This window comes from Bradyrhizobium sp. ISRA442 (genome assembly GCF_038085055.1).
Taxonomy (GTDB): Bacteria; Pseudomonadota; Alphaproteobacteria; order Rhizobiales; family Xanthobacteraceae; genus Bradyrhizobium.
Window position 1 is genome coordinate 44,855 of record NZ_JALGCN010000023.1, and the last position, 23,156, is coordinate 68,010.

General features: G+C 62.6%; 26 protein-coding genes. 7 read left to right on the forward strand and 19 right to left on the reverse strand.

Going from position 1 to position 23,156, the window contains the following annotated elements; translation table 11 throughout:
• Positions 1-32: 32 nt before the first annotated feature.
• From MTR72_RS32820 to MTR72_RS32860, 9 genes are all read right to left on the reverse strand, one after another.
• On the reverse strand, positions 33-1,010 hold the full coding sequence (locus tag MTR72_RS32820) for a TRAP transporter substrate-binding protein (RefSeq protein ID WP_280963919.1): 978 nt from the start codon (positions 1,008-1,010) through the stop codon (positions 33-35).
• Positions 1,011-1,049: 39 nt separating this feature from the next.
• Positions 1,050-2,363, reverse strand: coding sequence for a TRAP transporter large permease (locus tag MTR72_RS32825; protein WP_341511851.1), 1,314 nt, complete (start codon positions 2,361-2,363; stop codon positions 1,050-1,052).
• Between the two features lie 2 nt (positions 2,364-2,365).
• Complete coding sequence (locus tag MTR72_RS32830; protein WP_280963917.1) at positions 2,366-2,962, reverse strand: TRAP transporter small permease; 597 nt, start codon at positions 2,960-2,962, stop codon at positions 2,366-2,368.
• Positions 2,963-3,131: 169 nt separating this feature from the next.
• The gene (locus MTR72_RS32835) at positions 3,132-3,929 is read right to left on the reverse strand and encodes an MBL fold metallo-hydrolase (RefSeq protein ID WP_280963916.1); all 798 of its coding nucleotides are present in this window, start codon (positions 3,927-3,929) and stop codon (positions 3,132-3,134) included.
• A 13-nt stretch (positions 3,930-3,942) separates the two neighbouring features.
• Positions 3,943-4,719: a TatD family hydrolase gene (locus MTR72_RS32840; RefSeq protein WP_341511852.1), complete on the reverse strand. Its 777-nt coding sequence runs from the start codon at positions 4,717-4,719 to the stop codon at positions 3,943-3,945.
• Positions 4,720-4,733: 14 nt separating this feature from the next.
• Complete coding sequence (metG, locus tag MTR72_RS32845) at positions 4,734-6,695, reverse strand: methionine--tRNA ligase (protein WP_341511853.1); 1,962 nt, start codon at positions 6,693-6,695, stop codon at positions 4,734-4,736.
• Positions 6,696-6,742: 47 nt separating this feature from the next.
• Positions 6,743-7,789, reverse strand: a complete 1,047-nt coding sequence (locus tag MTR72_RS32850) for a DNA polymerase III subunit delta' (protein ID WP_341511854.1) — start codon at positions 7,787-7,789, stop codon at positions 6,743-6,745.
• Positions 7,786-8,472 (reverse strand): dTMP kinase, encoded by a 687-nt coding sequence (gene tmk / locus MTR72_RS32855; RefSeq protein ID WP_280963912.1) that lies wholly within the window; start codon positions 8,470-8,472, stop codon positions 7,786-7,788. Before tmk ends, MTR72_RS32850 begins: the two co-directional genes overlap by 4 nt.
• Positions 8,473-8,474: 2 nt before the next feature.
• Complete coding sequence (locus MTR72_RS32860; protein ID WP_341511855.1) at positions 8,475-9,737, reverse strand: D-alanyl-D-alanine carboxypeptidase family protein; 1,263 nt, start codon at positions 9,735-9,737, stop codon at positions 8,475-8,477.
• Positions 9,738-9,890: 153 nt separating this feature from the next.
• Between MTR72_RS32860 and MTR72_RS32865 the strand changes: the two genes are divergently transcribed.
• Entirely contained in the window at positions 9,891-10,847 is a 957-nt protein-coding gene (locus MTR72_RS32865; protein WP_341511856.1) for an alpha/beta fold hydrolase, read from the forward strand.
• On the opposite strand, the gene MTR72_RS32870 is transcribed toward MTR72_RS32865, so the two are convergent.
• Positions 10,841-11,767, reverse strand: a complete 927-nt coding sequence (locus tag MTR72_RS32870) for a septal ring lytic transglycosylase RlpA family protein (protein ID WP_341511857.1) — start codon at positions 11,765-11,767, stop codon at positions 10,841-10,843. The genes MTR72_RS32865 and MTR72_RS32870 overlap by 7 nt on opposite strands.
• Before the next feature lie 972 nt (positions 11,768-12,739).
• Positions 12,740-12,994 (reverse strand): hypothetical protein, encoded by a 255-nt coding sequence (locus MTR72_RS32875; RefSeq protein ID WP_341511889.1) that lies wholly within the window; start codon positions 12,992-12,994, stop codon positions 12,740-12,742.
• A 183-nt stretch (positions 12,995-13,177) separates the two neighbouring features.
• On the opposite strand from MTR72_RS32875, the gene MTR72_RS32880 reads away from it, so the two are divergent.
• Positions 13,178-13,756 (forward strand): TIGR00645 family protein, encoded by a 579-nt coding sequence (locus MTR72_RS32880; protein ID WP_280963908.1) that lies wholly within the window; start codon positions 13,178-13,180, stop codon positions 13,754-13,756.
• A gap of 45 nt (positions 13,757-13,801) precedes the next feature.
• Here MTR72_RS32880 and MTR72_RS32885 read toward each other — a convergent pair whose 3' ends face one another.
• Both MTR72_RS32885 and MTR72_RS32890 read right to left on the reverse strand, forming a co-directional pair.
• On the reverse strand, positions 13,802-14,131 hold the full coding sequence (locus MTR72_RS32885) for a DUF1476 domain-containing protein (RefSeq protein WP_280963907.1): 330 nt from the start codon (positions 14,129-14,131) through the stop codon (positions 13,802-13,804).
• Between the two features lie 229 nt (positions 14,132-14,360).
• On the reverse strand, positions 14,361-14,552 hold the full coding sequence (locus MTR72_RS32890) for a hypothetical protein (RefSeq protein WP_280963906.1): 192 nt from the start codon (positions 14,550-14,552) through the stop codon (positions 14,361-14,363).
• 231 nt (positions 14,553-14,783) lie between these two features.
• Between MTR72_RS32890 and MTR72_RS32895 the strand changes: the two genes are divergently transcribed.
• Positions 14,784-15,032, forward strand: a complete 249-nt coding sequence (locus MTR72_RS32895) for a hypothetical protein (RefSeq protein ID WP_341511858.1) — start codon at positions 14,784-14,786, stop codon at positions 15,030-15,032.
• 12 nt (positions 15,033-15,044) lie between these two features.
• Here MTR72_RS32895 and MTR72_RS32900 read toward each other — a convergent pair whose 3' ends face one another.
• The 4 genes from MTR72_RS32900 to MTR72_RS32915 form a co-directional block, all read right to left on the reverse strand.
• Complete coding sequence (locus tag MTR72_RS32900) at positions 15,045-15,875, reverse strand: LssY C-terminal domain-containing protein (protein ID WP_445819653.1); 831 nt, start codon at positions 15,873-15,875, stop codon at positions 15,045-15,047.
• A 181-nt stretch (positions 15,876-16,056) separates the two neighbouring features.
• Entirely contained in the window at positions 16,057-16,245 is a 189-nt protein-coding gene (locus MTR72_RS32905) for a hypothetical protein (protein WP_280963904.1), read from the reverse strand.
• A 75-nt stretch (positions 16,246-16,320) separates the two neighbouring features.
• Positions 16,321-16,899 (reverse strand): DUF2939 domain-containing protein, encoded by a 579-nt coding sequence (locus MTR72_RS32910; RefSeq protein ID WP_280963903.1) that lies wholly within the window; start codon positions 16,897-16,899, stop codon positions 16,321-16,323.
• Between the two features lie 66 nt (positions 16,900-16,965).
• Positions 16,966-17,124, reverse strand: a complete 159-nt coding sequence (locus MTR72_RS32915; protein ID WP_280963902.1) for a hypothetical protein — start codon at positions 17,122-17,124, stop codon at positions 16,966-16,968.
• A gap of 205 nt (positions 17,125-17,329) precedes the next feature.
• On the opposite strand from MTR72_RS32915, the gene MTR72_RS32920 reads away from it, so the two are divergent.
• Complete coding sequence (locus MTR72_RS32920) at positions 17,330-17,506, forward strand: hypothetical protein (RefSeq protein WP_280963901.1); 177 nt, start codon at positions 17,330-17,332, stop codon at positions 17,504-17,506.
• A gap of 1,395 nt (positions 17,507-18,901) precedes the next feature.
• Here the strand turns inward: MTR72_RS32920 and MTR72_RS32925 are convergent.
• Positions 18,902-19,309: an ester cyclase gene (locus tag MTR72_RS32925; RefSeq protein ID WP_341511859.1), complete on the reverse strand. Its 408-nt coding sequence runs from the start codon at positions 19,307-19,309 to the stop codon at positions 18,902-18,904.
• 441 nt (positions 19,310-19,750) lie between these two features.
• Positions 19,751-20,848, reverse strand: a complete 1,098-nt coding sequence (locus tag MTR72_RS32930) for a transglycosylase SLT domain-containing protein (RefSeq protein WP_341511860.1) — start codon at positions 20,846-20,848, stop codon at positions 19,751-19,753.
• A gap of 43 nt (positions 20,849-20,891) precedes the next feature.
• Between MTR72_RS32930 and MTR72_RS32935 the strand changes: the two genes are divergently transcribed.
• From MTR72_RS32935 to MTR72_RS32945, 3 genes are all read left to right on the forward strand, one after another.
• On the forward strand, positions 20,892-21,371 hold the full coding sequence (locus MTR72_RS32935; protein ID WP_341511861.1) for a hypothetical protein: 480 nt from the start codon (positions 20,892-20,894) through the stop codon (positions 21,369-21,371).
• Positions 21,372-21,885: 514 nt separating this feature from the next.
• Positions 21,886-22,128, forward strand: coding sequence for a hypothetical protein (locus MTR72_RS32940; protein ID WP_341511862.1), 243 nt, complete (start codon positions 21,886-21,888; stop codon positions 22,126-22,128).
• 34 nt (positions 22,129-22,162) lie between these two features.
• A complete protein-coding gene (locus MTR72_RS32945; RefSeq protein ID WP_279376337.1) occupies positions 22,163-22,381 on the forward strand; it encodes a PRC-barrel domain containing protein in 219 nt (72 codons plus the stop codon).
• Positions 22,382-23,156: the final 775 nt, after the last annotated feature.

Genomic DNA, 23,156 nt, shown 5'->3' on the forward strand with positions numbered 1-23,156 from the left:
GCGACGGCGAGGAGCAGGATCTAACCTCGTCCTTACATCTTCTTGTAGGCGTCAATCAGGGCCTGGCCATTGGCCCCGGCCTTCTTGAGCCAGTCGGCCGTCAACTGTTCGCCGATCTTCTGAAAGCCGGCCTTCAGCGCCGGGCTTGGCGGTTCCACCGTCATGCCCTTGGCCTTGAGCTGAGCAATGTACCAATTGCTCTTTTCTTCCCAGGCCTTCCAGCCGCGTGTCTCCGCCGTTGCGGCCGCCTTGAGGATTGCCTCCTGGGTCGGCTTGTCGAGCGCGTCGAACGCCGCCTTGTTGACGAAGGTGTAGTCCTTCGGAATCCAGGCCTGCACGTCGTAGAAGTACTTCAGCGATTCCCATGCCTTGGAATCATAGCCGGTACCGCCCGACGACATGAATGAATTCACCACGCCGGTAGCGAGTGCCTGCGGCAGCTCGGCGGCCTGGATCGTCACCGCCTGGGCACCGACCAGTTCGCCGATCCGCGCGGTTCCGACATTATAGGCGCGCCACTTCAGGCCCTTCATGTCCTCGATGGTCGCGAGCGGCTTGTTGACATAAACGCCCTGCGGCGCCCACGGCACGGCGAACAGCAGCTTCAGGCCTTGTGCGTCCAGCTTCTTTGCGATCGCTGGCTTGGAAGCCTGATACAGCTTCATCGCCTCCGGAAAGCTGGTCGCCAGGAACGGCACCACGTCGATGCCGAATACCGGATCCTCGTTTTCGTGGATCGATAGCAGCACTTCGCCCATCTGCGCCTGCCCGGTCGCCACGGCGCGCTTGATGTCCGGCGCCTTGAACAGCGACGCGCCCGGATGGACGGTGATTTGCAGCTTGCCTGAGGTCGCGGCTTCGACGTCCTTGGCAAAGGCGACGAGATTCTCCGAATGCGGATTGTCGGCTGGATATGCCGCAGGCAGATTCCACTTTGTCTGGGCGAGCACGGGTGTAGCGGCCAAAAGCACTCCGGCCATCAGGCCCAGGCGGAACAAGCGAAACTTCATCGAACGTCTCCTCACGGTCAATTTGGAAGCCCGACGCGATCAATCGGGAAAAGCGAGCTTAGGCAAGAACAGCACGATCTGCGGATATTCGGTGATGATGAACACGGCGGCAAGCAACAGGACGAAGAACGGGAACGCCGCCCGCGCAACGGTCAGGGTATCGCGCCCGCTCATGTTCTGGAGCACGAACAGGTTGAAACCGACCGGCGGCGTGATCTGCGCCATCTCGACGTGAATGATGAGGTAGACCCCGAACCAGACGAGGTCGAGCCCGGCCTGCTTCACCATCGGCAGCACAATCACGGCGGTCAGCACAATCATCGAGATGCCGTCGATCAGGCAGCCGAGAATGATGTACATGACGCTCAGATACAGCGCGAGCATGCTGGGTGTCAGCTCCTGCCCCTTGACCCAGGTGGCGAGTGCCGCCGGAATGCCGGTATAGGCCATCGCGGCTGTGGTATAGGCCGCACCCGCCAGGATCAGCATGATCATGCAGGTCAGCCGCGTCGCGCTCATCACGCTCTCGAAGAAGTTCTTGCGCGTGAGCGTACCGCTCCACCACGCAAGCAGGAGCGCGCCTGCAACGCCCCATGCGGCGCATTCGGTCGCAGTGGCAAAGCCGAGTACGAGCGAAAAGAAGACTGCGAGGATCAGAATCAGACAGGGAAGCAGCTTGGCGGATTCCTGCAGCTTCCGGCGAAACGGCATCGGCGGATCACGCGGCGGTATCTTCTTCGGATTGAGCAGCGACCATAGAACGATGTAGCCGGAGTAGAGGGCCATGACGAGCGCCCCCGGCAGGAAGCCGCCGAGGAACACCTGCAGCACCGAGACGTTCGCCGTGACCGCGTACACCACCATCGGAATCGAAGGCGGAATCAGCAGTCCGAGCGTGCCGGAGCCTGCAAGCGAGCCGAGGCTGAGGCCCTTGTCGTAGCCGCGCTTGTCGAGTTCGGGTAGTGCGATCTTGCCGATGGTCGCGCAGGTCGCGGCCGAGGAGCCCGACACCGCCGCAAAGATGCCGCATCCGATCACGTTCACATGGGTCAGCCGTCCCGGGAGCCACTGAACCCAGGGCGACAGGCCGCGGAACATTTCCTCCGACAATTTGGTGCGAAAGAGGATTTCTCCCATCCAGATGAACAACGGCAGCGCCGCAAGCGTCCAGGAGGCGCTTGCACTCCAGGTCGTGGTCGCAAGCACCGTGCCGAGCGGCAGGCTCGTGGTCAGTGCCATCGCCACAAAGCCGACGAGGCCGAGCGCGACGGCGATCCAGACCCCGCTCGCCAGGAGCAGGATCATGACACCGAGCAGAATGAACGACAGTTCGATCATGCCGAGATTGGCCATGGTCAGCCCCCGCCGCCCTGCGATATGCGTTCGACGAACTCTTCCGGGCTCTCGTCTGGAGAACCCTTCTCGTAACTCGGCCGATTGCCACGGAGCACGTTGATCATCTCGTCGGCCACTGCGATCGACAGAATTGCAAGACCTGAGGCAAAACCAAGCTGCGGAATCCAGAGCGGAAGCGCGACGACGCCTTGTGCCACGTCGTTGAAGCGCCAGGAGTCGTAAGTCATCTGCACGGCGTGTCGGGTAAAGTAGAGAACGAAGGCAGCCGCAATGCCGAGCGCGACGATCTCAGCGAGCTGTTTCTTCCGCCCGTGCAAGCGCTCCAGCACGAGACCGACGCGTATCATCTCGCCGCGCTTGAAGGTGTGGGCGAGACCGAGAAATGCCATTGCCGCCATGCACCACGAGGCGAAGTCGTCGCCGGCCGGAATGTTGAGGGCAAATTGCCGTCCGACCGACATGACCATCATGATCGCGAAAATCGCAACCAGGAAGATTCCGGCCGCATAGCCTGCGCAAAGATAGAGAAGATCCAGAGTGCGTCGGATCAATCCCGCAGCCGCTACGTCGTCATGTCCCGCCAACGCGTTCCCCATTCTCAGATGACGCTAGTGTAAACGAACCCGACGATCGGGCGTCACGCGCCGCCGGCTCTTCTTGATTATCGTCCCTGTCCGACACCTGTCTTTGAGACGTTAGACCAACATGATGCGGCCCGCGAAAGCAAGGAATATGCCGGCTTGGGCCGCGATCTCAACTGGAGGTTCAGTGCGTCTCCAGCCGCAGCCCATCATAGGCTGGCACCACGCCCGCGGGCAGCGACTGCCGGATCACCTCGTAGTCGACATCGGCCGTCATGTTGGTGATGACGGCGCGCCTCGGCTTGAATCGCGCGATCCAGGACAGCGCGTCGTTGATGCTGAAGTGGCTGGAATGGCCGGTGTAGCGCAGCCCGTCGACGATCCACAGATCGAGATTTTCCAGCGCCTCCCAGCTCTCGCGCGGGATGTCGTTGAGGTCGGGCGTGTAGGCGGCATTGCCAATGCGATAGCCGAGCGCCGGGATCTTGCCGTGCTGCACCAAGAATGCCCGCAGTGTCACCGCGCCGCCCTTCCCCAGAATCGCCTGGCTCTCGCCCGCCTCGATCGAGTGTCGCGTCAGGATCGGCGGATAGTCACTGCCCTCCGGCGAGATGAAGCAATAGGAGAACCGCGCCATGATGTCCTTGGCGGTCGACTGGTTGAAATAGACCGGAATGCGCTTGCGCATGTGAAGGACGACCGAACGCAGATCGTCCATGCCGTGGGTCTGGTCGGCATGCTCGTGCGTCAAGAACACCGCGTCGATGTGATCGACATTGGCGTCGATGAGTTGCTCACGCAGGTCGGGCGAGGTGTCGATCACGATGCGCGTGGCGCCATGGTCGGCGACGTGCTCGACGAGCAGGGAACAGCGCCGCCGGCGGTTCTTGGGATTGTTCGGATCGCAGGCGCCCCAGCCGAGGGCCGGGCGCGGCACGCCGGCGGAGGAGCCGCAGCCCAGGATCGTCAGCGTGAGTGTCATGCGGCTCCTGGACTTAAGCTTTCACCTTGGAGAACAGGCGGAAGAAATTTTCGGTGGTCTGGTGTGAGATCTCATCAAGCGACACGCCGCGCGTTTCGGCGAGCACCTTTGCGACCTCGACCACATAGGCCGGTTCGTTGCGTTTGCCCCGAAACTTGCCGGGCGCAAGATAGGGAGAGTCCGTTTCAACCACAATACGATCGGACGGCAGTTCGGCTGCGAGCGCGCGCAAGGCTTCCGACTTTTTGAAGGTCAGGATGCCCGTGAAGCCGATATACAGCCCCAGCGAGACCGCCTTCATCGCAAGCTCGCGCCCGCCTGTGTAACAATGCAGCACGGCACGAAACGATCCCTTCGCCGCCTCCTCTTCCAGGATGCGGCCGCAATCCTCGTCTGCCTCGCGGGTATGGATCACGAGAGGCAGCCCGGTCGCGCGCGCTGCGGCGATATGGGCGCGAAAGCCCCTCGCCTGCGCCTCCGGCGAGCCGTTGTCGTAGAAATAGTCGAGCCCTGCCTCCCCGAGCGCGACGACCTTGGGATGCTGCGTCAGCGCGACAAGCTCATCCGGCGAGATGCCGTCCTCCTCATCTGCGTTGTGCGGATGGGTGCCGACCGAGCAGTAGACGTCGTCGTAGCGCCCGGCAATCGCAAGCAGGTCGTTCAGCCGCCGCACCCGCGTCGAGATCGTGACCATGCGCTTGATGCCGGCCGCACGCGCACGCGACACGATCCCGTCGAGGTCCTCTGAAAAGTCCGGAAAATCGAGGTGGCAGTGGCTGTCGACCAGCATTGCGAAAATTGCCCTTAGGCCGCCGGCTCGATGTAGCGCGGGAACGCCGGCGTCGGGGCCGGCAGCGTCGAGCCGGGCGCGATACGCTTTGCGCCGCCGAGCATGGCGAAGTTGCGCTCTGCTTGGGGGATACCGAGGCTGTCGAGCAGCTTGCCCGAGGCGGTCGGCATCGCCGGCTGGGCCAGGATCGCGATCTGGCGCACGACTTCCGCGGTCACATAGAGCACTGTCTTCTGCCGCGCCGGATCGGTCTTGGCCAGCGCCCAGGGCGCCTCGCCCGCGAAGTAGCGGTTGGCTTCCGCGACCACGGCCCACACGGCGTTCAGCCAATGATGGATCTGCTGGCTCGCCATCGCCTCGCGCGCGGCCGCGATCATGCCGTCGGCCTGGCTGAGGATCGCCTTGTCGTTGTCGCTGAACTCGCCGGGCTCGGGCAGCACGCCGCCGAGCTGCTTTGCGATCATCGACAGCGAGCGCTGCGCGAGATTGCCGAGATCGTTGGCGAGATCGGCATTGATGCGCGCGACGATGGCCTCGTGATTGTAGTTGCCGTCCTGGCCGAACGGCACCTCACGCAGGAAGAAATAGCGCATCTGGTCGACGCCATACTGGTCGGCGAGATTGAAGGGATCGACGACGTTGCCGACCGACTTCGACATCTTCTCGCCCCTGTTGAACAGGAAGCCGTGCGCATAGACGCGCTTCGGCACCGCAAGGCCGGCCGACATCAGGAACGCCGGCCAGTAGACTGCGTGGAAGCGGATGATGTCCTTGCCGATGATGTGCACATCCGCCGGCCAGTAGCGCCAGTTCGCATCCTTCTCGTCCGGGAAGCCGACGCCGGTGATGTAGTTGGTGAGAGCGTCGACCCAGACGTACATCACGTGCTCTTCGTCGTCAGGCACCTTCACGCCCCAGTCGAACGTGGTGCGCGAGATCGAAAGATCGCGCAGGCCGCTTCTGACGAAGCTCATCACCTCGTTGCGGCGCGCGTCCGGCCCGATGAACTCGGGATGCTCCTCGTAGAGCTTCAGCAGCTTGTCCTGGTAGGCCGACAGGCGGAAGAAATAGCTCTTCTCCTCGACCCATTCCACCGGCGTGCCCTGCGGTCCGAGGCGCACGCCGTCATCGTTCAGGCGCGTCTCGTCCTCGGCGTAATAGGCCTCATCCCGCACCGAGTACCAGCCGGAATAGGTGTCCGCGTAGATGTCGCCATTGGCGGCCATGCGCCGCCAGATCTCCTTGCTGGAGTCATGGTGCTGCGCTTCGGTGGTGCGGATGAAGCGATCGAACGACACGTTCAGGCGCTCGTCCATCTCCTTGAAGCGGCCGGCGTTGCGGGCGGCGAGCGCGGACGGCGTAAGACCCTCGTTCTGCGCGGTCTGGATCATCTTCAGGCCGTGCTCGTCGGTGCCGGTCAGGAAGAACACGTCCTTGCCGTCGAGCCGCGCAAAGCGCGCCAGCACGTCGGTGGCGATCGCCTCATAGGCGTGGCCGATGTGCGGTTGGCCGTTGGGATAGGCGATCGCGGTCGTGATGTAGAAGACGTTGTCGCGCGCAGGTGCCGCAACGGGCACCGCAGCTTGCGGCGCGGCAACGGCCTTCGGCGCGCGCGACGCCTTCGCTTTCACGACCTTCGGCGGAGCGACGGCAGCAGGCGCCACGGGCGGCGCCGCCACCCTCGCCTTCTTGACCGCTTTCTTCGCCGGAGCCTTTACAGAAGTCTTGGCCGGTGTCTTGGCCGCCTTTTTCTTCGCGGCCTTCTTGGCGACGACCTGCTTCTTCGCGGCCTTCGTCTTCGCTGCCTTTGCGCCCGCTGTCTTTTTCGCGCCCTTCTTGGCAGCAGCTTTCTTCGCCTTCTTGGCGGCCTTGCGCGCGCGAGCCCTCCCAAGAGTCGCGGCCGGCCGCTTGGCGGCTTTCTTCGCAGCCTTCTTGCCGCTCTTGCGTTTGACGGTCTTCTTAGCTCGCGTTGCCACCACGAATTCCTTTACCGGCTTCTCAAAATTTGGAAACGAACCTGCGCCTAGCGCGTTGCGTCCGCCAGCCAGCCGAACACCGAGAAAACCAAGGGCTTTCGCTCCAGATTGTAGGTTTCGGTGTCGCGCGCGGCGCGGACGATCTTTTCCCATACCTCCGCAAGGCGCGCAAGGCGCGGCAGGTTTTCGTTGGCGCTGGCGTCGTCCGCATGCAGGCGCTCGGCGATCCAGCGATCGATGCCGTCGATGAAGGCCGCAAGCGGGACGCGGTCGCTGGTGCCGAGGGAATCGCCGAGCGTATGCAATTCGCGCGGATCAACCTGCGGCAGCCGCGCCAGCAGCGCGGCCGTGCGCTGCTGAAGCTTGAGCGCATCGCCGCCGAGCAGCGTCAGCGCCCGCGCGACGCTGCCCTCGGAGGCTTCCGCCGCTTCGCCTAGCGCCGGATCGCTCGGCTCGATGTCGGCGGCTGCGGCCGCAGCGCCGATCACCTCGTCGGTTGCGAGCGGCCGCAGGCGCAGCTTACGGCAGCGCGACTGGATCGTGGCCAGCACCCGCGCAGGCGCGTGGCTCACCAGCAGGAATAGCGATTGCTGTGGCGGCTCCTCGAGGATCTTCAAAAGCGCATTCGCGGCGTTGGGATTGAGCTCGTCGACAGTGTCGACGATGCAGACGCGCCAGCCTTCTGCCGCCGCGGTCGAGCCGAAGAACGCGATGGTTTCGCGCGTCTCGTCCACGGTAATCACGGTGCGCATCACACCGCGATCGTTGGCGGTGCGCTCCAGCGTCAACAGGCCGCCATGCGAGCCGGCGGCTATCTGCCGCGCCACGGCGTCGTCCGGATCGATCGCAAGGCTGTCGGCGCGCTGCACGGCCGGCGCAAGCGGCTGACTGTAAGCGAGCACGAAGCGCGCCATCCTATAGGCCAGCGTCGCCTTGCCTATCCCTTGCGGGCCGCCGATCAGCCAGGCATGCGGGATGCGCCCGCTCCGATAGGCGGCGAGCAGCGCCATTTCGGCGTCGCGATGGCCGAACAGCCGAGAGGTCTCGCGTGGATGCGGAATGGCGGCTTCGCGCTCGGCCTGGCGCGGGCTCATATTGAAACCACCGATGCTGGCGTGGGGAGAAGGCGCTCGCGCAGCGCCGTCCAGATGCGTCCGGCCACCGTGTCGACATCGGCATTGGCGTCGATCAGCACACAGCGCGCGGGTTCCTCCGCCGCGATCCTGCGATAGGCGTCGCGCAGGCCCTGATGGAACCTGAGGTTCTCGCCTTCGAACCGGTCCGCCGTCCCGCTGCCGCGGCGCGCGGCGGCGCGCTGCAGGCCGATCTCGACCGGCAGGTCGAGGATGAAGGTGAGGTCCGGCTTGAGGTCGCCGATCGTGACCCGCTCCATCGCGTTGATCAAGCCGGCCGGCACGCTGCCAAGGCTGCCCTGATAGGCCCGCGTGGAATCGGCGAAGCGGTCGCACAGCACCCAGGTGCCCTGATTGAGCGCCGGCTCGATCACGGTGCGGACATGGTCGTCGCGGGCGGCGGCAAAGAGCAGCGTTTCGGCCTCGGGCCCGAGCAGCTTGCCCATGCCGGAGAGCACGAGATGGCGCATGATCTCAGCCCCCGGCGAGCCGCCCGGCTCGCGCGTGACGACGGTGCGGAGCTTGGCCGCACTCAAGCGATCGGCGAGCCTCTTGATCTGGGTCGACTTGCCCGTCCCCTCGCCGCCTTCAAAGGTGATGAAGCGTCCGCGTCCGGACGGGCGCTGTGCCGCGATCTCGGTCATGATCAGAGCTTCTCGGCGCCCGCGCGGAACGCTCCGATCACGAGCTCGCTGGCGCCATCGATCGCGCGGCGCATGGTCGAGCCGGTGCCGATCGCCTCGGCGGCGTAGACCGGCGTCTCCACCGCGATGTTGCCGCTGCGCCAGACCCGCACCACACCGACCTGCTGACCTTCCTGGATCGGCGCGCGCACCGGGCCGCTATAGACGATCCGCGCGATCAGCTTGTCGTTGCCGTTCTTGTGCACCATCACCTTCACAGGCGTCTTGGCGACAAGCTTCACCGAGCGGCTTTCGCCACCAAAAACCCTGGCGTAGCCGACCGGCTGGTCGGCCGCGATCAGCGTGCGGGTCTCGAAATTGCGATAACCCCACTCCAGCATCTTCTTGGCTTCGGTGGCGCGATCCTCGGAGTCTTCCAGCCCATTGACGACGACGATCAGCCGCGTGCCGTTTTGGACGGCCGAGCCGACCATGCCGTAGCCGCCCTCCTTGGTGTAGCCGGTCTTCAGACCGTCGGCGCCTTCGAGCGTGTTGAGCAGCGGATTGCGGTTGGGCTGGCGGATCTTGTTCCAGGTGAACTCCTTCTCGCCGAACAGTTTGTAGAATTCGGGATAGTCCAGGATAATGTGACGGGCGAGGATTCCGAGCTCGCGCACCGTCATCTTGTTGCCCGGATCGGGCAAGCCATTGGAGTTGGCGAAGGTCGATTTGGTCAGGCCCAGCTCACGCGCGCGCTTGGTCATGAAATCGGCGGCGAAAATGCGCTCGTTGCCCGCGATCCCTTCGGCGAGCGCAATGCAGGCATCATTGCCGCTCTGGATGATCGCGCCGTGCAGGAGATCATCCACCGACACCTTGCTGTTGATGGCGGCAAACATCGTCGAGCCGCCCGAGGGCGCGCCGCCCCTGCGCCAGGCATTCTCGCTGATGCGGTATTCGTCGGTCAGCTTGATGTCGCCCTTCTTGACGGCATTGAAGACGACCTCCGCGGTCATCAGCTTCATCATGCTGGAAGGCGCACGCAATTCGTCGGCATTCTTCTCGAACAGCACGCTGCCGCTGGAGGCCTCGATCAGAATCGCGGTCGGCGCGTCGCCGTCGAAGCCGACGTCTTCAGCCTTCTTGGCGCCCTGGACGCTCTGGTTGGCGGCGTAGAGCCCCCCACCCCAGCCGACGCTCACAACCAGAAGCGCCGCAATCAGGCCGCGCGCCAGCGTCCCGGCCGTGAGGCGGTTTGGACGAGGCAAAGAAATGCGAAATGCCATGGCGAAGCCCTGAGAGCGGCGTTCTAACAGTTGGAACCAGTGCGAACAACACGGGGTTGGGCGCAAAAGCCGGACATTGCACGATTCTTTCCGCGCCCCTATCGTAACGTCTCATGATTTCCGACCAAATCCCTGAAACAAGGCGGAAAAGCGATGTCTTCCACCCGCGTCATCACCGCCAACGGAATCGATCTCTTCATCCGTGAGCAAGGCCAGGGGCCGCTGGTGGTGCTGTGCCATGGCTGGCCGGAACTATCCTACTCCTGGCGTCACCAGATCCCGGCGCTGGCGGCCGCCGGCTTTCACGTCGTCGCACCCGACATGCGCGGCTATGGCCAGAGCGCAGCGCCGTCCGAGGTCTCCACCTATTCGATCTTCGACACGGTCGGCGACGTGGTCGGCCTGGTGCAGGCGCTCGGCGAGACCAAAGCCATGGTGGTCGGTCACGACTGGGGCGCGCCGGTCGCCTGGCACGCCGCGCTGTTCCGCCCCGACATCTTCACGGCGGTCGCCGGTCTGAGCGTACCGCCGCCGTTCCGCGGCCGCGGCAAGCCGCTCGACCTGTTGCGCCAAGGCGGCGTCACCAACTTCTATTGGCAGTATTTCCAGACGCCCGGCGTCGCCGAGGCCGAGCTCGAGCGGGACGTCGCCCGCACCATGCGCATCGTGCTCGGTGGACGCGGCCTCTCCGATCCCACCGCTGCCATGTTCGTCCAGGAGGACACGGGCTTTCTCGGCCATGCGAGCGGCGACGAGCCGCTGCCCACCTGGCTGACCGACACCGACCTCGCCTATTTCACCGAGACCTTCCGCAAGTCCGGCTTTCGTGGCGGGCTGAACTGGTATCGCAACATCGATCGCAATTGGGAGCTGACGGCGCCCTGGCAGGACGCGCAGATCCATCAGCCGTCCCTGTTCATTGCAGGCTCGAGGGACGCCGTCATCACCGGTCTGATCGGCGCCAAGCGCGTCAACGAGCTCGATCGGGTGCTGCCGAACCTCAAGCGCAAGCTGATCATCGAAGGCGCCGGCCACTGGGTCCAGCAGGAGCGGCCCGACGAGGTCAACGCTGCGCTGGTGAAATTCCTGAAGGAGAGCGCGGCTCAGTAGAGGCCGCGGCCGCTCAGGATGCTGCGGGCTTCCGCCGCGCCATCAGAGATGGCAGGACCGCTGTCGGTGGCGTAGCGGCCGTCGTCGTCATACGACACCTGACGGACGTTCTGGAGCGCTCGGCCACGGCTGCGGCTTGAGGCCGACATTTCCGAGGTCGCGTTGATCGAGGCGACATCGGCCGATGTGTTGCCGAGGCTGTAGGGGCGCCCCTCGGGCATCGGAACCTCGCCGCGGATAGCACCGCGGGTCGATGATGGCAGTTCCGGTACGAACGGTTTCGCCGAAGCGACCCGGACCATCGACGGCGACGGCGCCGGAATGCCGGTGCGCAAGGTGGCCATGAGCTGGCGGTCGTCGGAGCCTTCCAACGGTGCCCGGCCGACATATTCGACGCGGACCCTGGCGACACCATTGCCTTTGAATTCAAGGAGTTCGGCAGCCTTGTTCGAGACGTCGATGAGGCGATTGCCGTGGTAGGGGCCACGGTCATTGACGCGGACAATAAGCGACTTGCCGTTCGACATATTGGTCACCCGCGCATAGCACGGCATCGGCAAGGTCGGATGCGCCGCCGTCAGCGAGCCCATGTCGAATACCTCGCCATTGGCGGTCAGGCGGCCATGGAAATCATCGCCATACCAGGACGCCAGGCCCTCGGCGCGATAGTTGACGTCCTCCTCCGGCACGTAGGTCCGGCCTGCCACCACATAGGGTTTGCCGACGCGGTAGGTGCCGCCGCCCTTGGGGACCGGTTCGCCCCAGGCCACGACCCGGGGGCTCGAGGACACGCCGTATTTCGGATCGACGCGGCTGGCGAATTTGCCCGACGAGGCGCAATTTGCGAGCGCAAGGCATGCGGCAGCCGCAGCAACACCACGCGCGGCCCGCACCACCGAATCTGACCGTCGGATCCCCATTCGCCCCAATACCATTTGGCCGGACGCGTGCCCAACTCGCTTTTACCGCGAGCAGGCCTTCTGCCGGCCGTTGCCCGGCGCGGCCCACCACCGCGTCGGAAGTCGTGACGATATCGCAACCCGAACAAGGCGGAAATGGGGAGCGCGCGAGCGTCGCGCGAAGATGGTAAACCAGACGTTCGTCCCTCCCCGTTGAACCACGGTACGCGGACAGCGCCCGTAGCGCTGCGTCTGTGCCAGTCCCGCACAGGCTGTTGCGCCGAATCCTCACTCCATCCCGATTGTCGCCGTGCGCACGGAAATTCTTTTGACTGTGCAAGGCCGCACGCGTTCTCTCGGGTGCAGGGGCGGATTGGAAATTGACGATGATCGAGACGGTTTCGGCACTGATGGGTCTGGTAAGCGCAGGCATCTTCCTGGCCCATGCGTTTGAAGGTTACCGCACGCGCGCCTAACGGCGCTCGCGCGGCGACACGCATCACCTCTTCCACGACGATACGTTCGGACATTTTTAATCAATCCGGCGGAGCATCGAAGACGAGAGCGGCAGGTGTCCCATGCGCAACCATGACTTCGTATCCGATGGTTTCTTGGCATTGACCGCGGGCGGCCTGGTGCTGCTGTGCTCGAGCCTCGTGGCGTTGGCCTTCGGCTGACCTCACCCGTCCTTCCCCTGCTCGACCATAGCGTACGGCGTCGCAGCAGAGCGTGGTTGTCCCGGATTATCGGGCTCCCTTTTAGTTGATTGAATTTCCGCATCTGTCGCCTCGACTCAATTTCAAGAGGCCATCACCAACGAGGGTGACGCAGATGCTTGCCGAGAAATTCATACTGGTCCTGGAATCGCTGATCCGCGGCAGCCACACCTATCCCGACGGAAGTCCCCGGGTCGTCAGCAGCTCGCCGCACGTGCCGGTAAAGCTACCCAGCGAGAAATAGCCGGCCTCCCCGTCCCGCCCGGCGACGCGCCGCTCAGCGCAAGCCCAACAGCGAGCGGCGATAGGAGCTGCCCCGAACCTCGTTCAGGCAGACGAAGCTGCCGTCAAAGCCCTGGCCGTAACGCCTCTGGCCCTTGGCGTAGTAGATGCCCTTCCTGAAATCCAGCCACACCACCTTGTCGCCGGGGCAATGACGGTGCGCCTGCGCCTCGTAGCGAAAGGGCGTCAGCGGCGACGCCGAGCCGCCTGTCGTGCCGGCGCCAAGGACAAGGATGGCAACGACGACGATCCTGCCAGGAAGACTACTGCTCAACGACACACCTCCACAAACAGCCGTCTCACGACGACTCTTTGACAGACTAGCATGCGGAGCGCGCGATCCGCAGGGGAGCGGCCCGCAAGCGCGGCGTCTTCCGCCGGCCATCTTGCCGGGCTACATCGGATCGGATCACTTGGATTGCGTGGAGATCAAATGTCGGTTGAGCCTGAGACCATGACCGGACCCCGCCTGCCCTCGCCGCGCCTGCGCGCGCTGCCGATGGTCATCTTCGGCTCGCGTTGGCTGCAATTGCCACTCTATCTCGGGCTGATCGTCGCGCAATGCGTCTACATCGCGCTGTTCGTCAAGGAGCTCTGGCATCTCTCCTGGCATGCCCTCGATCTCACCGAGCAGCAGATCATGATGAGCGTGCTTGCGCTGATCGACGTGGTGATGATCTCCAATCTGCTCGTGATGGTGATCGTCGGCGGCTACGAGACCTTCGTGTCCCGGCTCGATCTCCAGGGCCATCCCGACGAGCCGGAATGGCTCGGCCACGTCAATGCGAGCGTGCTCAAGATCAAGCTCGCGATGGCCATCATCGGCATCTCCTCGATCGCGCTGCTGCGCACCTTCATCGAGGCCGGCAATCTCGGCTCCGACCGCGCCGGCTTCACCGAAAAAGGCGTGATGTGGCAGGTCCTGATCCACATCACCTTCATAGCCTCGGCGATCGGCATCGCCTTCGTCGACAGGCTGAGCGACAGCGGCGTGCGCAAGCACGCGGAGTAAGGCCGCGCCGGCAGGAGGCTGCCGGCGAGGCCTGGGCATTGATCGCTAGCGCTGATCGCTCGGCAAGGCCTCGAGCTGCGCCAGCGCCTGGTGCAGGCATTCCCTCAGCTTCTGCGCGACCTGTTCGGGTGACACGCCCTTGCCGGCAAGATCGTCCGACACCTTGCGCAAGGTCTCGTCGCCAGTCTTGTTCTCCAGGCTGGCCGTCACCAGTGCGGTCGCATAGCCTGCCGCCGCGTCGCCCGTGAGCCCGAGCTGCCCTGCGGCCCACAGCCCGAGCAGCTTGTTGGACCGGGCCGTGGCCTTGAACATCAATTCCTCGTCGTGGGCGAATTTGGCCTCAAAACCCTGCTCGCGCTTGTCGAACGTGGTCATTCTCAGCTCCATTGCGTTACGCCGATGATGGGACTGGAAGCGGATCGTCTCCGTGGTTCTCGTCGGTTCAGGATGTTTGAATCTTCCTCCCGGAAACGGAGCGCCGTCAAGCCTGCCTTGAGCGCACGACGAAAAGGCAGCCAACGCTCACTGCCGGCTGCCTTTGAGGAAGAGCTGAGAAGGGGCGAGACCTGCGCGGCCGGATGCGATAGGTCGATCAATCCTTGGATCAATCCTTGGCCGCGGCCGCCTCGCGGGCGAGCCGTTCGGCCTTCAGCCGTTCGCGATTGGCATGGAACGCCTTCTGCGCGGCCTCGTAATCGCGCATGGCCTTTTCCGCCTCTACACGCCGCGCGGCATCGCGTGCCTGACGCTGTTCGGGGGTCAAGGGTTTGCGTCGGAAAGAAACGTTCTCGCTCATGCCGAGACAACGCCGAGGCCGCGGCGAAGTTCCGCAAGCCGGCGCTTGGGCGAACCTGCGCGGCAGACCAAAGTCATTAGGATATCAGGTGTTTAGCTACGAAAGCACGATGTCTTGCGCCAAGCAGTTTTCAAGGCCGGTGTCCTCAACCGCTCGGCCCTTCCGGACCAGGAATTCGGGTCGCCTCACGCGGCATGAGCCGCCGTAAGATAAAATATCGAAAACAACCCCATGCATAGTAGCCAGACCCTTCGCCGGCCTGATGTTTCGAACCTCAAATCGTTTGACACGTCGGGCAAAACAGCGGCATCACGCTATCGTCGCAAAGTCCGTCGAGCTGGTGCGGCATCAGGTATCGCTCACGAGGAAAGTCTTGCCGCTGTCGGCAAGACGTTCCGCCCCTCAGCCGCTTCGAGAAAGATTGCCGGCTACTCAACTCAGCACGAAGATTTCGGCTTCTCCACAGACTTCGCCGCCTGAGGCGGGTTAAAGTCAGCGCGCCGCGACCCGGTCAGAAATTGATCGCCACATAGCGTCTTTCAGAGCAATGCGCGCGGGCGGTGGAATGGTTGCGGGGTCGGCGGGGCCAATCGCAGCTCCGGGCATCAAGACGGCAAGATGGACTTCGCCATCCGTGTAGTAGCGATCACCTCCACCATTCCTGCCGAGTAGCGTCGGGCCGATGCCCGAGATCTGAAAGAAACTGCTGACAACGCGCGCCTTGCGCAGATCGGCCATCAGAAGATCGCGCTCGGCATCGATGTCCGGAGCGATGTGATGGGTCACTTGTCCCGTATCGTGGCTCAGTCCGACGCCCCGGTCGAACGTCGCCGAACCGAGCCAGACTGGGCGCATGTCCTTCCCTTTGTCGAGCACCTTCCAAAACCGGACGTGATTGCGCCGGTCTGCGCTGTGCCCATCGGGCTTCTCGAATGCAAGCTGCTCCTTCTCCCCGTGGTAGTACAGGGGACTGACAGGTGCATCGCGGTATGGGCGATCCAGCACGACGCTGCCGATGATTTCGATGCTCGAACGCAATGTAACGGGATCGGCCGCATACCAACCTGCCGCATGCATGGCTCGGACGATGTCTTCCTTGTCGCCAACAAGCCCGACGTTCAACGGATCACCCGGGATGTCGTCCGACGTCCTGGTGACCATCGGCAGTAATGCGAGCCCCGGTTCATGTTCGTGGTGACTCCAGAGGGCCGGCAGGAAAAAATAGGCCAATGCCAGATAAGCCAAAACCAGAACTGCCAGCCAAGAAGCCCACCTCCGCTTCCTCTGGCCTTCGGCGGCACTGGCCTGCGCAGGATTGTTCAAACGAGGATGCCCCGTTGCTAGACCGCGTCATGGCGCGTCAACCGAAGATATCCGGCACAGGCGCAAATCGGAAGCCGTTGGCAGGAGCTCAAGTGCCGCATGAGCGGGTCCGGACAAAGTCGAAAGACGAGCCGGTGGTGGACGTCCCTCGCCCTTCCGCAGCGCACTTCTGCAGCCTGCGTCAATCCTGGACGGCCGCGGCGGCCGATACATCCGCCTCCTTGGATCTCGGTGAATCCAGGTCGCCCGGGAGCGGGACGGGGTCGATCTCAACTTGCTTGTTTCGGTTAAGCCCCAGGCCAATGAGCCCAGTGACCACCAACCCGCCGCCGGCAATCATCAACCAGTGCGGCAATTCCAAAGCCAGCATTGCAGCCTCCCACTGAAAGGAGCGTCTCGCGCAAGCCTGCCCGAGGCGGGAGTAGATTCCCTTTAACGGTGTGAATCAATGCGTCGGCAGCCGATCGACCATGGTGGCCACGATCCGCCGCGGCAGCCCGAGGCCCGATAGCTTCCAGCCCGTCCCCGCAAAATGCATGCTGACACTGCCGGCGTTTTCGCCTCGGCCGAGCCCAAGCGCAAATTCGACCGGCTTGACCGGACTGATCCGCCCGAGGAGGACGAACATGTTTGAAGCGTCCAGATCAGCTAACGATGACATCGTCCCAAAACTGATATTCTCTGCAGCATTGCGGACGATACCGCTGCTCAGCAGCACTGACAGATTCTCCGGCGTGACGAGCTTCGTGGCAAAATCGTCGGCAATCGTCGTGCCAAGCGAAGCGATCGCTGCCCGCTCGATCGGTCGCAGCGGACGTTTCTGCCCGAGCCGTTCGAGGTAGGCGGGCATGAGCTGATGGACGAGCGAATGGCGGACACGCGGCAAGTCGGTCTGCGTCATGACTTGAGAAACGTCACCGCTCCGAACGGCTGAAACGAGGCCCAATACGGAGAGTAAGGCCGATCCGGCATAGATCACGAGGACGGCCAGGACGACAGCAAGGGTGCCGACGATCCATTTCATGGAGGGGCAATCGAGCCCGCCGAGCTTTGTTCCAAGCCCGGATTTCCAAAGCTCGGGACGGAATCGTTAGTAGTTGCCCAAAAGGCTTATGAGACCGATCGCAACGGGGATGACGGCGACGCAAACCCATAACGCGGGCGAACTGGAGCTGAGCCCGGCAACAAGGATGCCGACGCCGAAGACGACGATGAATACCGAGATCGCATAGGCAATCGTTCTGTCCATCGGTCGAAGCGCGGACTTGTCGCCATTCGACTCCGGACCGGGCTAAACGTTCCTGCGCGGCGATGCGGTACCGGCCGCCCCTTCGGCTGAGGGGCCTTTTGCTCGCTCGCCCGCCTTAGCAGTTATGGCCGATAACAATGTTGGCTTTGACCTAATCGGGCGATTAGGCTCCCGGTCCCTTTTGTAACGCGTTTGGGAGTCCCCAATGACTGCTTTCCTAGCCAAGCTGGAGCGTTTTGAAAGCCTCGCGGCCGAATGCGAATTGATCGCTCGTCGATCGGGTGGAGGTGAGCGCGAGCTATACCAGCGGCTGGCGAAGCGCTACCGGGATCTTGCAATAGATATGCGGACGCTAATCGCAACATTCGACGTGGCCGCGTAACCCCTTACGAGGGCTACTTGGCGGCAGTGAGCAACGCCACGCGCGGTCACTTCGGCCGCCGGGGTGAAGGCTGCGACATTTTCCGAACGGTTTGCACCGGCGCTCAAGCCCGTGTGCAGCGGCTAGCGCAGTCTAGTTCTCCCCTTTTTCCTATTGCGCCATGAGATGGCTCGCCAGATCAACCGCCGCCGAATCTGGACGGATCATTATAGGCAGGAGGGTCGTCGTGGTCGGTCCGCCAACCACCCGGAGCGGAGTTGTCGCCGCCCGGAGCGACTTCGCTCGGAGTCACAGCTTGGCTGGGACGAACGAGAACCTGCCGCGACCTGGTATGATGTGCCCTTGTGGCGGCATTCGCAGAAGCACTGATCGCGAGCAAAAGACTTAGTGCGAGGACGAGTCCGTTTTTCCAGCACATTGTCCCTCCGTGTAAGGAATGGACCAACGACAACTACGCGGCGACACACTGCGAAGAACAGCTATTCGGCGCAAACCACTGACCTTGCAGTGGATTTCGAACAGATGCAAACAGAGAAGAAGAAAAAACTGGCGGAAGGGGTATCCATCATATTCGCCAAAAATTTACTAGCGGTATCAGCCAACTCGTGAAAATTATTCGCGTAATCAGAACTCGATACCCGCCTACCCACGACAGCCAGTGGCGCTTAGGAGGCGGCTGCGTCCTCCAAACCCACGGTGCTTCCGGAAATTCCCAGGTTAGAATGCAGCGATGCGCGAAATGGTTTTGATAGTGGCGGTACTTGGGCTCGTCCCTGTCGGCGCGATCCTCGTGCTATTCGAGCTTTTGGCCGCGCGGCAGCGCAACAAGCTGCCATGAAGGAGATGAAGTCTCACCTAGAAATGCTCCGCGTCCAAATCGCTGAATGCGAGCGCCTTCAGAAGGCTGAAAAGAGCCCAATTAAGCGGGACGTATTCGCGAGGTTGCTCGTGCGATACAGGGCTATTGCTGCCGAGCTAGAACAAGCGATAGCAAAACTGCTACCGGCTCCCGACGCCTTACTAGGTCGCAGGTCGAAAGAGCCTTCCCCGGAAAAGGAACAAGAGTAAGGTCGCCTCGGTTGGTGGCCTTTTGACCTGCATGTGCAAGCTGTGGGCAGCACGGCAAAGCCGTACATCCGCTCGTTGCGTCCGGTATGCTGGCTACTTCGGCTAAAGCTGCGAGTGCAGGACTCGCAGTTGGTCCCCAATCACGTCCTCGACGAACGATTTATCGGTAGGCCATTCCCACTGCGTGCACCGACGCTGGAACTGGCGCCCTCAGAACGTCGCTTACGCTGCCTGAGCACAGTCAGCCGTTCGCCCAAGGCAACCAAGCCCGGGGCCGTGACAGGATTCGTACACTGAACGTTGAGATTTGCGGACAGCAGCCCTCGGTTAGTTGAGAGGTTCGCCTCGAATCTGCTTTTCGAAGGCAAGGTCGTCGTTGAGGCACCATTGCTCCACAACGCGTCCATCCTTGATTCGGAAGATCGACAGCTCATCGACCTGAACACGACGACCGCTGGCGGGCATACCCGCGAACGCACCGAGATGAGTGCCCGTGGAGTGATATCGAACGGCCACTCTGTCTTCATCTATGACGATGTCGTCAATGTGCTCGCGCCAGTCCGGAAAGCCGGAACGGAGCCGCTCGATTGCCCGTCGGATACCATCGTGTCCGTCCCGGGATGGGGCCGGCCCCCAACCCTTCGGCATATGGGCGACGAAGCTTTCGGCATATACCTCGTAGATCGACCGGGTATCGCCCGTGCTCCAGATGTCGTGCAAGCGCTCGATCAGCACCCGCTTCTCCTGCCTTGTCATTGTCAGGCTCCTTTTGGATGCCCCCGAGCTTACACCAGCCGCCGAGGATCCGACAAAACCGCAACTGTCGTCATCTGTGTCCCGCTAACTCGTAACCTGCCATTTCGCGGGCTCACATCTTCGCGCGCGAGACCTCACGCCAAGGGGCCTTCACCGTATGCGTACGACTAAATTGCGGACATCGTGCACTTCTCAGTTGGGCCATCAGCGACGTGATTGCTTGTGAACAATCTTGGAGCCCGGGCCTCGGAGCGGCCTGGTCGAGGTGCTTGGATCAATCCGGCCGCCGGAGCCGAACAACCACCCAGTCTCTAAGTGGAACGCAAACCTGCCCGGCGCCGGAAACTAGATTGCCGACACGCCTTCTCGACGAAACGAATGTGGGCCAGGACGTGTGCGTGGGGGCAGTCGCAAGCTGTTCTATTTTAAGCGTTCGGCCGCCGCAGTTAGCACTGGATAGCGGGCATAGAACGTGTCGACGCGGTCCCGCCACATCGCCACGAACGCGCCCGAGGTGAGGCTATCGACCGACTTCCATTCGCGTTTGACGGCCGGCAGCGTATTGCCCCAGATGGCGCGCTTGCACCATCGCTCGCCTTTTTCCGAGCCCTCCTGGGTTGCGCACATCGACTTCCAGGCAATCCGCTGCGGATGGCTGATGTGTTGTGCGGCTCCTTCCCAACCCTGCTGGTGGATCAGGTAGAGATCGGAAAAGGTCGGCTTCTTGTGCGTCATTATTTCGAATAGCGCGGCCTCGCTGAGGAACTTGTAGGCGGCACCCATGGCGTTGTCGCGAGGATTGAGGATGTCGCCCGATCCGTATTTGTTGAACTCAAACTTGCTAAGCTGGAATAGACCGATATAGGAGCCGGTGCGTTGCTTGGGATTGAAATCGGATTCGATTTTGGCGACCGCCTTCATGAAATTGACATCGACACCGAACGCTTCGGCCGCGCGTTCGATCTCCTGGACTGGCGTTCCGAGCGGAACGCCGCTCAACGCCAACAAGGCGATCTTCGCGGGTTTCTCCGGCGGCGGAATTTCCGAGTAGACGTAGTACTTCAGATACGACGGCTTGCCTTCGCCCGGATTGGGCGAGGCCGCGGGCGGACGGTCTTGCTGTGGCATTGCCTCGTTTTCTGGCGGCGCCGCCTCGAGGCTGGCGACCTGCAACATTGGCCCTTGCGAACTGGCTACATCGGACGGCAGCACCGAGTCCGGCGCCGCGGCGCTGAATCCCGCCGCGACGATCGCATTAGCCGATGATCTTGTATCGAATTTCGCGTCGATGACCGGGGTCTGAAACGCTGCGCGGGCATTTGTCAGGACCATCGTCACATTCAGCGGGATGGCGCCGAATGCATCAGCAACTCTCGCATTCGGCGTTGCGACGCTCGGGCGCGATACCGCGATCTGATGAATCGTGGCAATCGAAGTCGCGGTCAGCAGGCCGGCAACGCAGCTTGCTTGCCAAATCTTCAATGTCGCCAGCCGCGCGGCCGCGGTTCCCCCATTCATGTCCCCGACTTGGCACGCAGATTAAGGAGGCGGAGAGAAGACAATGGGGCGCACCTGTGGCGCAGGTGCGGTCAGTTTCGGCCGCGTCGCCAAGATCGCCCAAATTGGAAGTTGCAGTCTTGCTGCGCCTCCTGCCGACGAACAGGACGGGCTCTGCCTAGCCACCGCCAGCAAGCAGGTCCCCTCAAGTCCGGACTGGATCCACGAAGTAAAGCACGACGGCTACCGGATACTGGTCATCCGGGAGGACACCGTCAGCGTGTCGCGCGACGTTCAACGTGCTCAATACCCCTTTGACTTGGCCTTTGCACCGCCGGCGGCAGACAGAGCGCCAGCGGGACGGCCTATCGGCAGGGCAAAGCCGGTGATCACTTTCTTACGGCAGCGCCCCTCTCAGGTCTGCGACACCAAAATCCGAGGTGGCTCGACCAGCGTTCTCGGCAGGTCCGACATTTCGAGCAAGGATCGCGCCGAGCACCAGCAGGAGCATCGCAACCGTCAGTCCGTTCAAGATTGCAACTGAGTATCGATTGAACCAATTGCGCATCATACATCACCCGTGCGCACCGCCCCCGCTGGAGCTTGCTCGTCGAGTCGTCAGGCGATTTGGTGGCGCGGCGGTGGCATGCCCCGAATTGCGCGGCTTGCTCTCCCCGCTGCGCCGATTTGCCTAAAGCTCCGGCTTAACCGTACAGCTTTCGGCCTCCCGCGCGCTTGCGCCGACATGTTCGCTGTCCATAGATCAACGCCGCGAAGGCGATGATCCCAATTGCGTCGACGAGAAGCGTATACGTCTCCACAGCAGTTCCTTCGTATGGGCGCGAAGTGTGTCCGCAGGCTAATCGAGTCACTATCTCCCCTCGGTTCGCTTTGCGACACTGGGCGGCGCTTTGCCTTGCCGCCGGCCTTCGGGCGGATCGTTTTGCATTCCAGGACCGCGAGTGCGCGCCGTCTGTGCGTTAGCGTGCATCCAGTGACGGGAACTTTGGAGAGCGCGGGCAGTTGATCAGCAGTCCCCGACAAGCGGAGTTTTTCCCATGCGCGAGAAGCGCAGGCTGGCAGCGCCAGCAGCGTCCGCCCGCACCACCAAGGCATCGATTGAACCTCTGAGGACCGGTTATGCCTTAATCGTCGACGGTCATGTCAAGGCGACCTTCGCGGCGAAAGCGAGCGCCCTGGAAGCTGGCACACAGCTCAAGAACCGATTCCCTCGGCTTCAGGTCAAGATCTACGACGCCGAAAACAAGCTCAGCGAGGCAGTTGAGATCCCCCGCGCTTGACGCGCCGATCGGCGGCCCGTTTGGAGTTGGCACCATGAGCGCCTCGAGCACAGGCGACAAACGAGCCATGAACATCTTGCGCGAATTGCGCGAGGCCGAGAAAGAGTTAGTCGGCAAGGCCGTCGTCTTGACTGACGGCAAGGCTGGCACAATCGATGGCGTCTTCCTCGATGACGAGCATGGGCTCCGCATCTCGATCGCGGGGCATGAGGGTCGATGGCCGATCTCAACGGTGAAGCAAATCGAGAGCTGATCACCCACGGCCTTGCAGCCTCTATCGATGACGGGAGGGCGTCGGGCCGAATTAGGCGCGGTGCCGAGCGGGCTGGCGTTATCGATTTAATCGGCCCACCGGAAGGCCTCCGTACAAGCTCGCCTGGCCTGATCCGGAGATCAGCCTTTGCCGCCCATTCCGCTGATGTAGCCTGTCTTTGCGGCCACCGCGGCGAGCGGCAGGATCACCTACCCGGTGATATCAGCCATTCGACTATATCAGACGCAACTTTGGTCTGTCGGGACTTCCTAAGCAGACTGTCTCGTTTGTGTCCGGGTGGGAAAGTCTCAGCTTCGTCGCTCAACTGCCGGGCTTCTATAGCAAGCCGTACCTTCAGCGAGGACTTTGGTTTGAACCGGAGGCGCTTCATTGATCGGTCCCCATCCGTGAACCTGCCTCATCGATAAGAACTCGCAGCAGCGGAAAAAGGTTCATGAACGCCCTGTGAACGTTCATCGAACCTTAGCGATTTGACCGGCCCGCAAAATTCTTATCTTCGGCGCATGCGTATGGCGTACGAGCTCTGCCTGGCGACAGCCGGGAAACAGGTCCCATCTGGACCGGATTGGCTCCATGAAATCAAAGCGGATGGCTATCGCCTCGCCTGATCTCGCGCAATGGCAGCGACTGGACGAGGTGGATCGCCGCGGCCGCGCTAACGTCTTGGCTGTCGCAGCTTGGAGGAGCGGCGAGGAACTGCAAAGTACAGTTCGTCGGCGCAAATCATTGATTTTGCTGTGGAGTTCGAACGGCC

Bases quoted from the DNA above. Each gene is read 5' to 3' on its own strand.
- MTR72_RS32820 (WP_280963919.1), bottom strand. From the start codon at position 1,010: ATGAAGTTTCGCTTGTTCCGCCTGGGCCTGATGGCCGGAGTGCTTTTG.
- MTR72_RS32825 (WP_341511851.1), bottom strand. From the start codon at position 2,363: ATGGCCAATCTCGGCATGATCGAACTGTCGTTCATTCTGCTCGGTGTC.
- MTR72_RS32830 (WP_280963917.1), bottom strand. From the start codon at position 2,962: ATGGGGAACGCGTTGGCGGGACATGACGACGTAGCGGCTGCGGGATTG.
- MTR72_RS32835 (WP_280963916.1), bottom strand. From the start codon at position 3,929: ATGACACTCACGCTGACGATCCTGGGCTGCGGCTCCTCCGCCGGCGTG.
- MTR72_RS32840 (WP_341511852.1), bottom strand. From the start codon at position 4,719: ATGCTGGTCGACAGCCACTGCCACCTCGATTTTCCGGACTTTTCAGAG.
- MTR72_RS32850 (WP_341511854.1), bottom strand. From the start codon at position 7,789: ATGAGCCCGCGCCAGGCCGAGCGCGAAGCCGCCATTCCGCATCCACGC.
- tmk (WP_280963912.1), bottom strand. From the start codon at position 8,472: ATGACCGAGATCGCGGCACAGCGCCCGTCCGGACGCGGACGCTTCATC.
- MTR72_RS32860 (WP_341511855.1), bottom strand. From the start codon at position 9,737: ATGGCATTTCGCATTTCTTTGCCTCGTCCAAACCGCCTCACGGCCGGG.
- MTR72_RS32865 (WP_341511856.1), top strand. From the start codon at position 9,891: ATGTCTTCCACCCGCGTCATCACCGCCAACGGAATCGATCTCTTCATC.
- MTR72_RS32870 (WP_341511857.1), bottom strand. From the start codon at position 11,767: ATGGGGATCCGACGGTCAGATTCGGTGGTGCGGGCCGCGCGTGGTGTT.
- MTR72_RS32880 (WP_280963908.1), top strand. From the start codon at position 13,178: ATGTCGGTTGAGCCTGAGACCATGACCGGACCCCGCCTGCCCTCGCCG.
- MTR72_RS32885 (WP_280963907.1), bottom strand. From the start codon at position 14,131: ATGACCACGTTCGACAAGCGCGAGCAGGGTTTTGAGGCCAAATTCGCC.
- MTR72_RS32890 (WP_280963906.1), bottom strand. From the start codon at position 14,552: ATGAGCGAGAACGTTTCTTTCCGACGCAAACCCTTGACCCCCGAACAG.
- MTR72_RS32895 (WP_341511858.1), top strand. From the start codon at position 14,784: ATGCATAGTAGCCAGACCCTTCGCCGGCCTGATGTTTCGAACCTCAAA.
- MTR72_RS32905 (WP_280963904.1), bottom strand. From the start codon at position 16,245: ATGCTGGCTTTGGAATTGCCGCACTGGTTGATGATTGCCGGCGGCGGG.
- MTR72_RS32910 (WP_280963903.1), bottom strand. From the start codon at position 16,899: ATGAAATGGATCGTCGGCACCCTTGCTGTCGTCCTGGCCGTCCTCGTG.
- MTR72_RS32915 (WP_280963902.1), bottom strand. From the start codon at position 17,124: ATGGACAGAACGATTGCCTATGCGATCTCGGTATTCATCGTCGTCTTC.
- MTR72_RS32920 (WP_280963901.1), top strand. From the start codon at position 17,330: ATGACTGCTTTCCTAGCCAAGCTGGAGCGTTTTGAAAGCCTCGCGGCC.
- MTR72_RS32930 (WP_341511860.1), bottom strand. From the start codon at position 20,848: ATGAATGGGGGAACCGCGGCCGCGCGGCTGGCGACATTGAAGATTTGG.
- MTR72_RS32935 (WP_341511861.1), top strand. From the start codon at position 20,892: ATGGGGCGCACCTGTGGCGCAGGTGCGGTCAGTTTCGGCCGCGTCGCC.
- MTR72_RS32940 (WP_341511862.1), top strand. From the start codon at position 21,886: ATGCGCGAGAAGCGCAGGCTGGCAGCGCCAGCAGCGTCCGCCCGCACC.
- MTR72_RS32945 (WP_279376337.1), top strand. From the start codon at position 22,163: ATGAGCGCCTCGAGCACAGGCGACAAACGAGCCATGAACATCTTGCGC.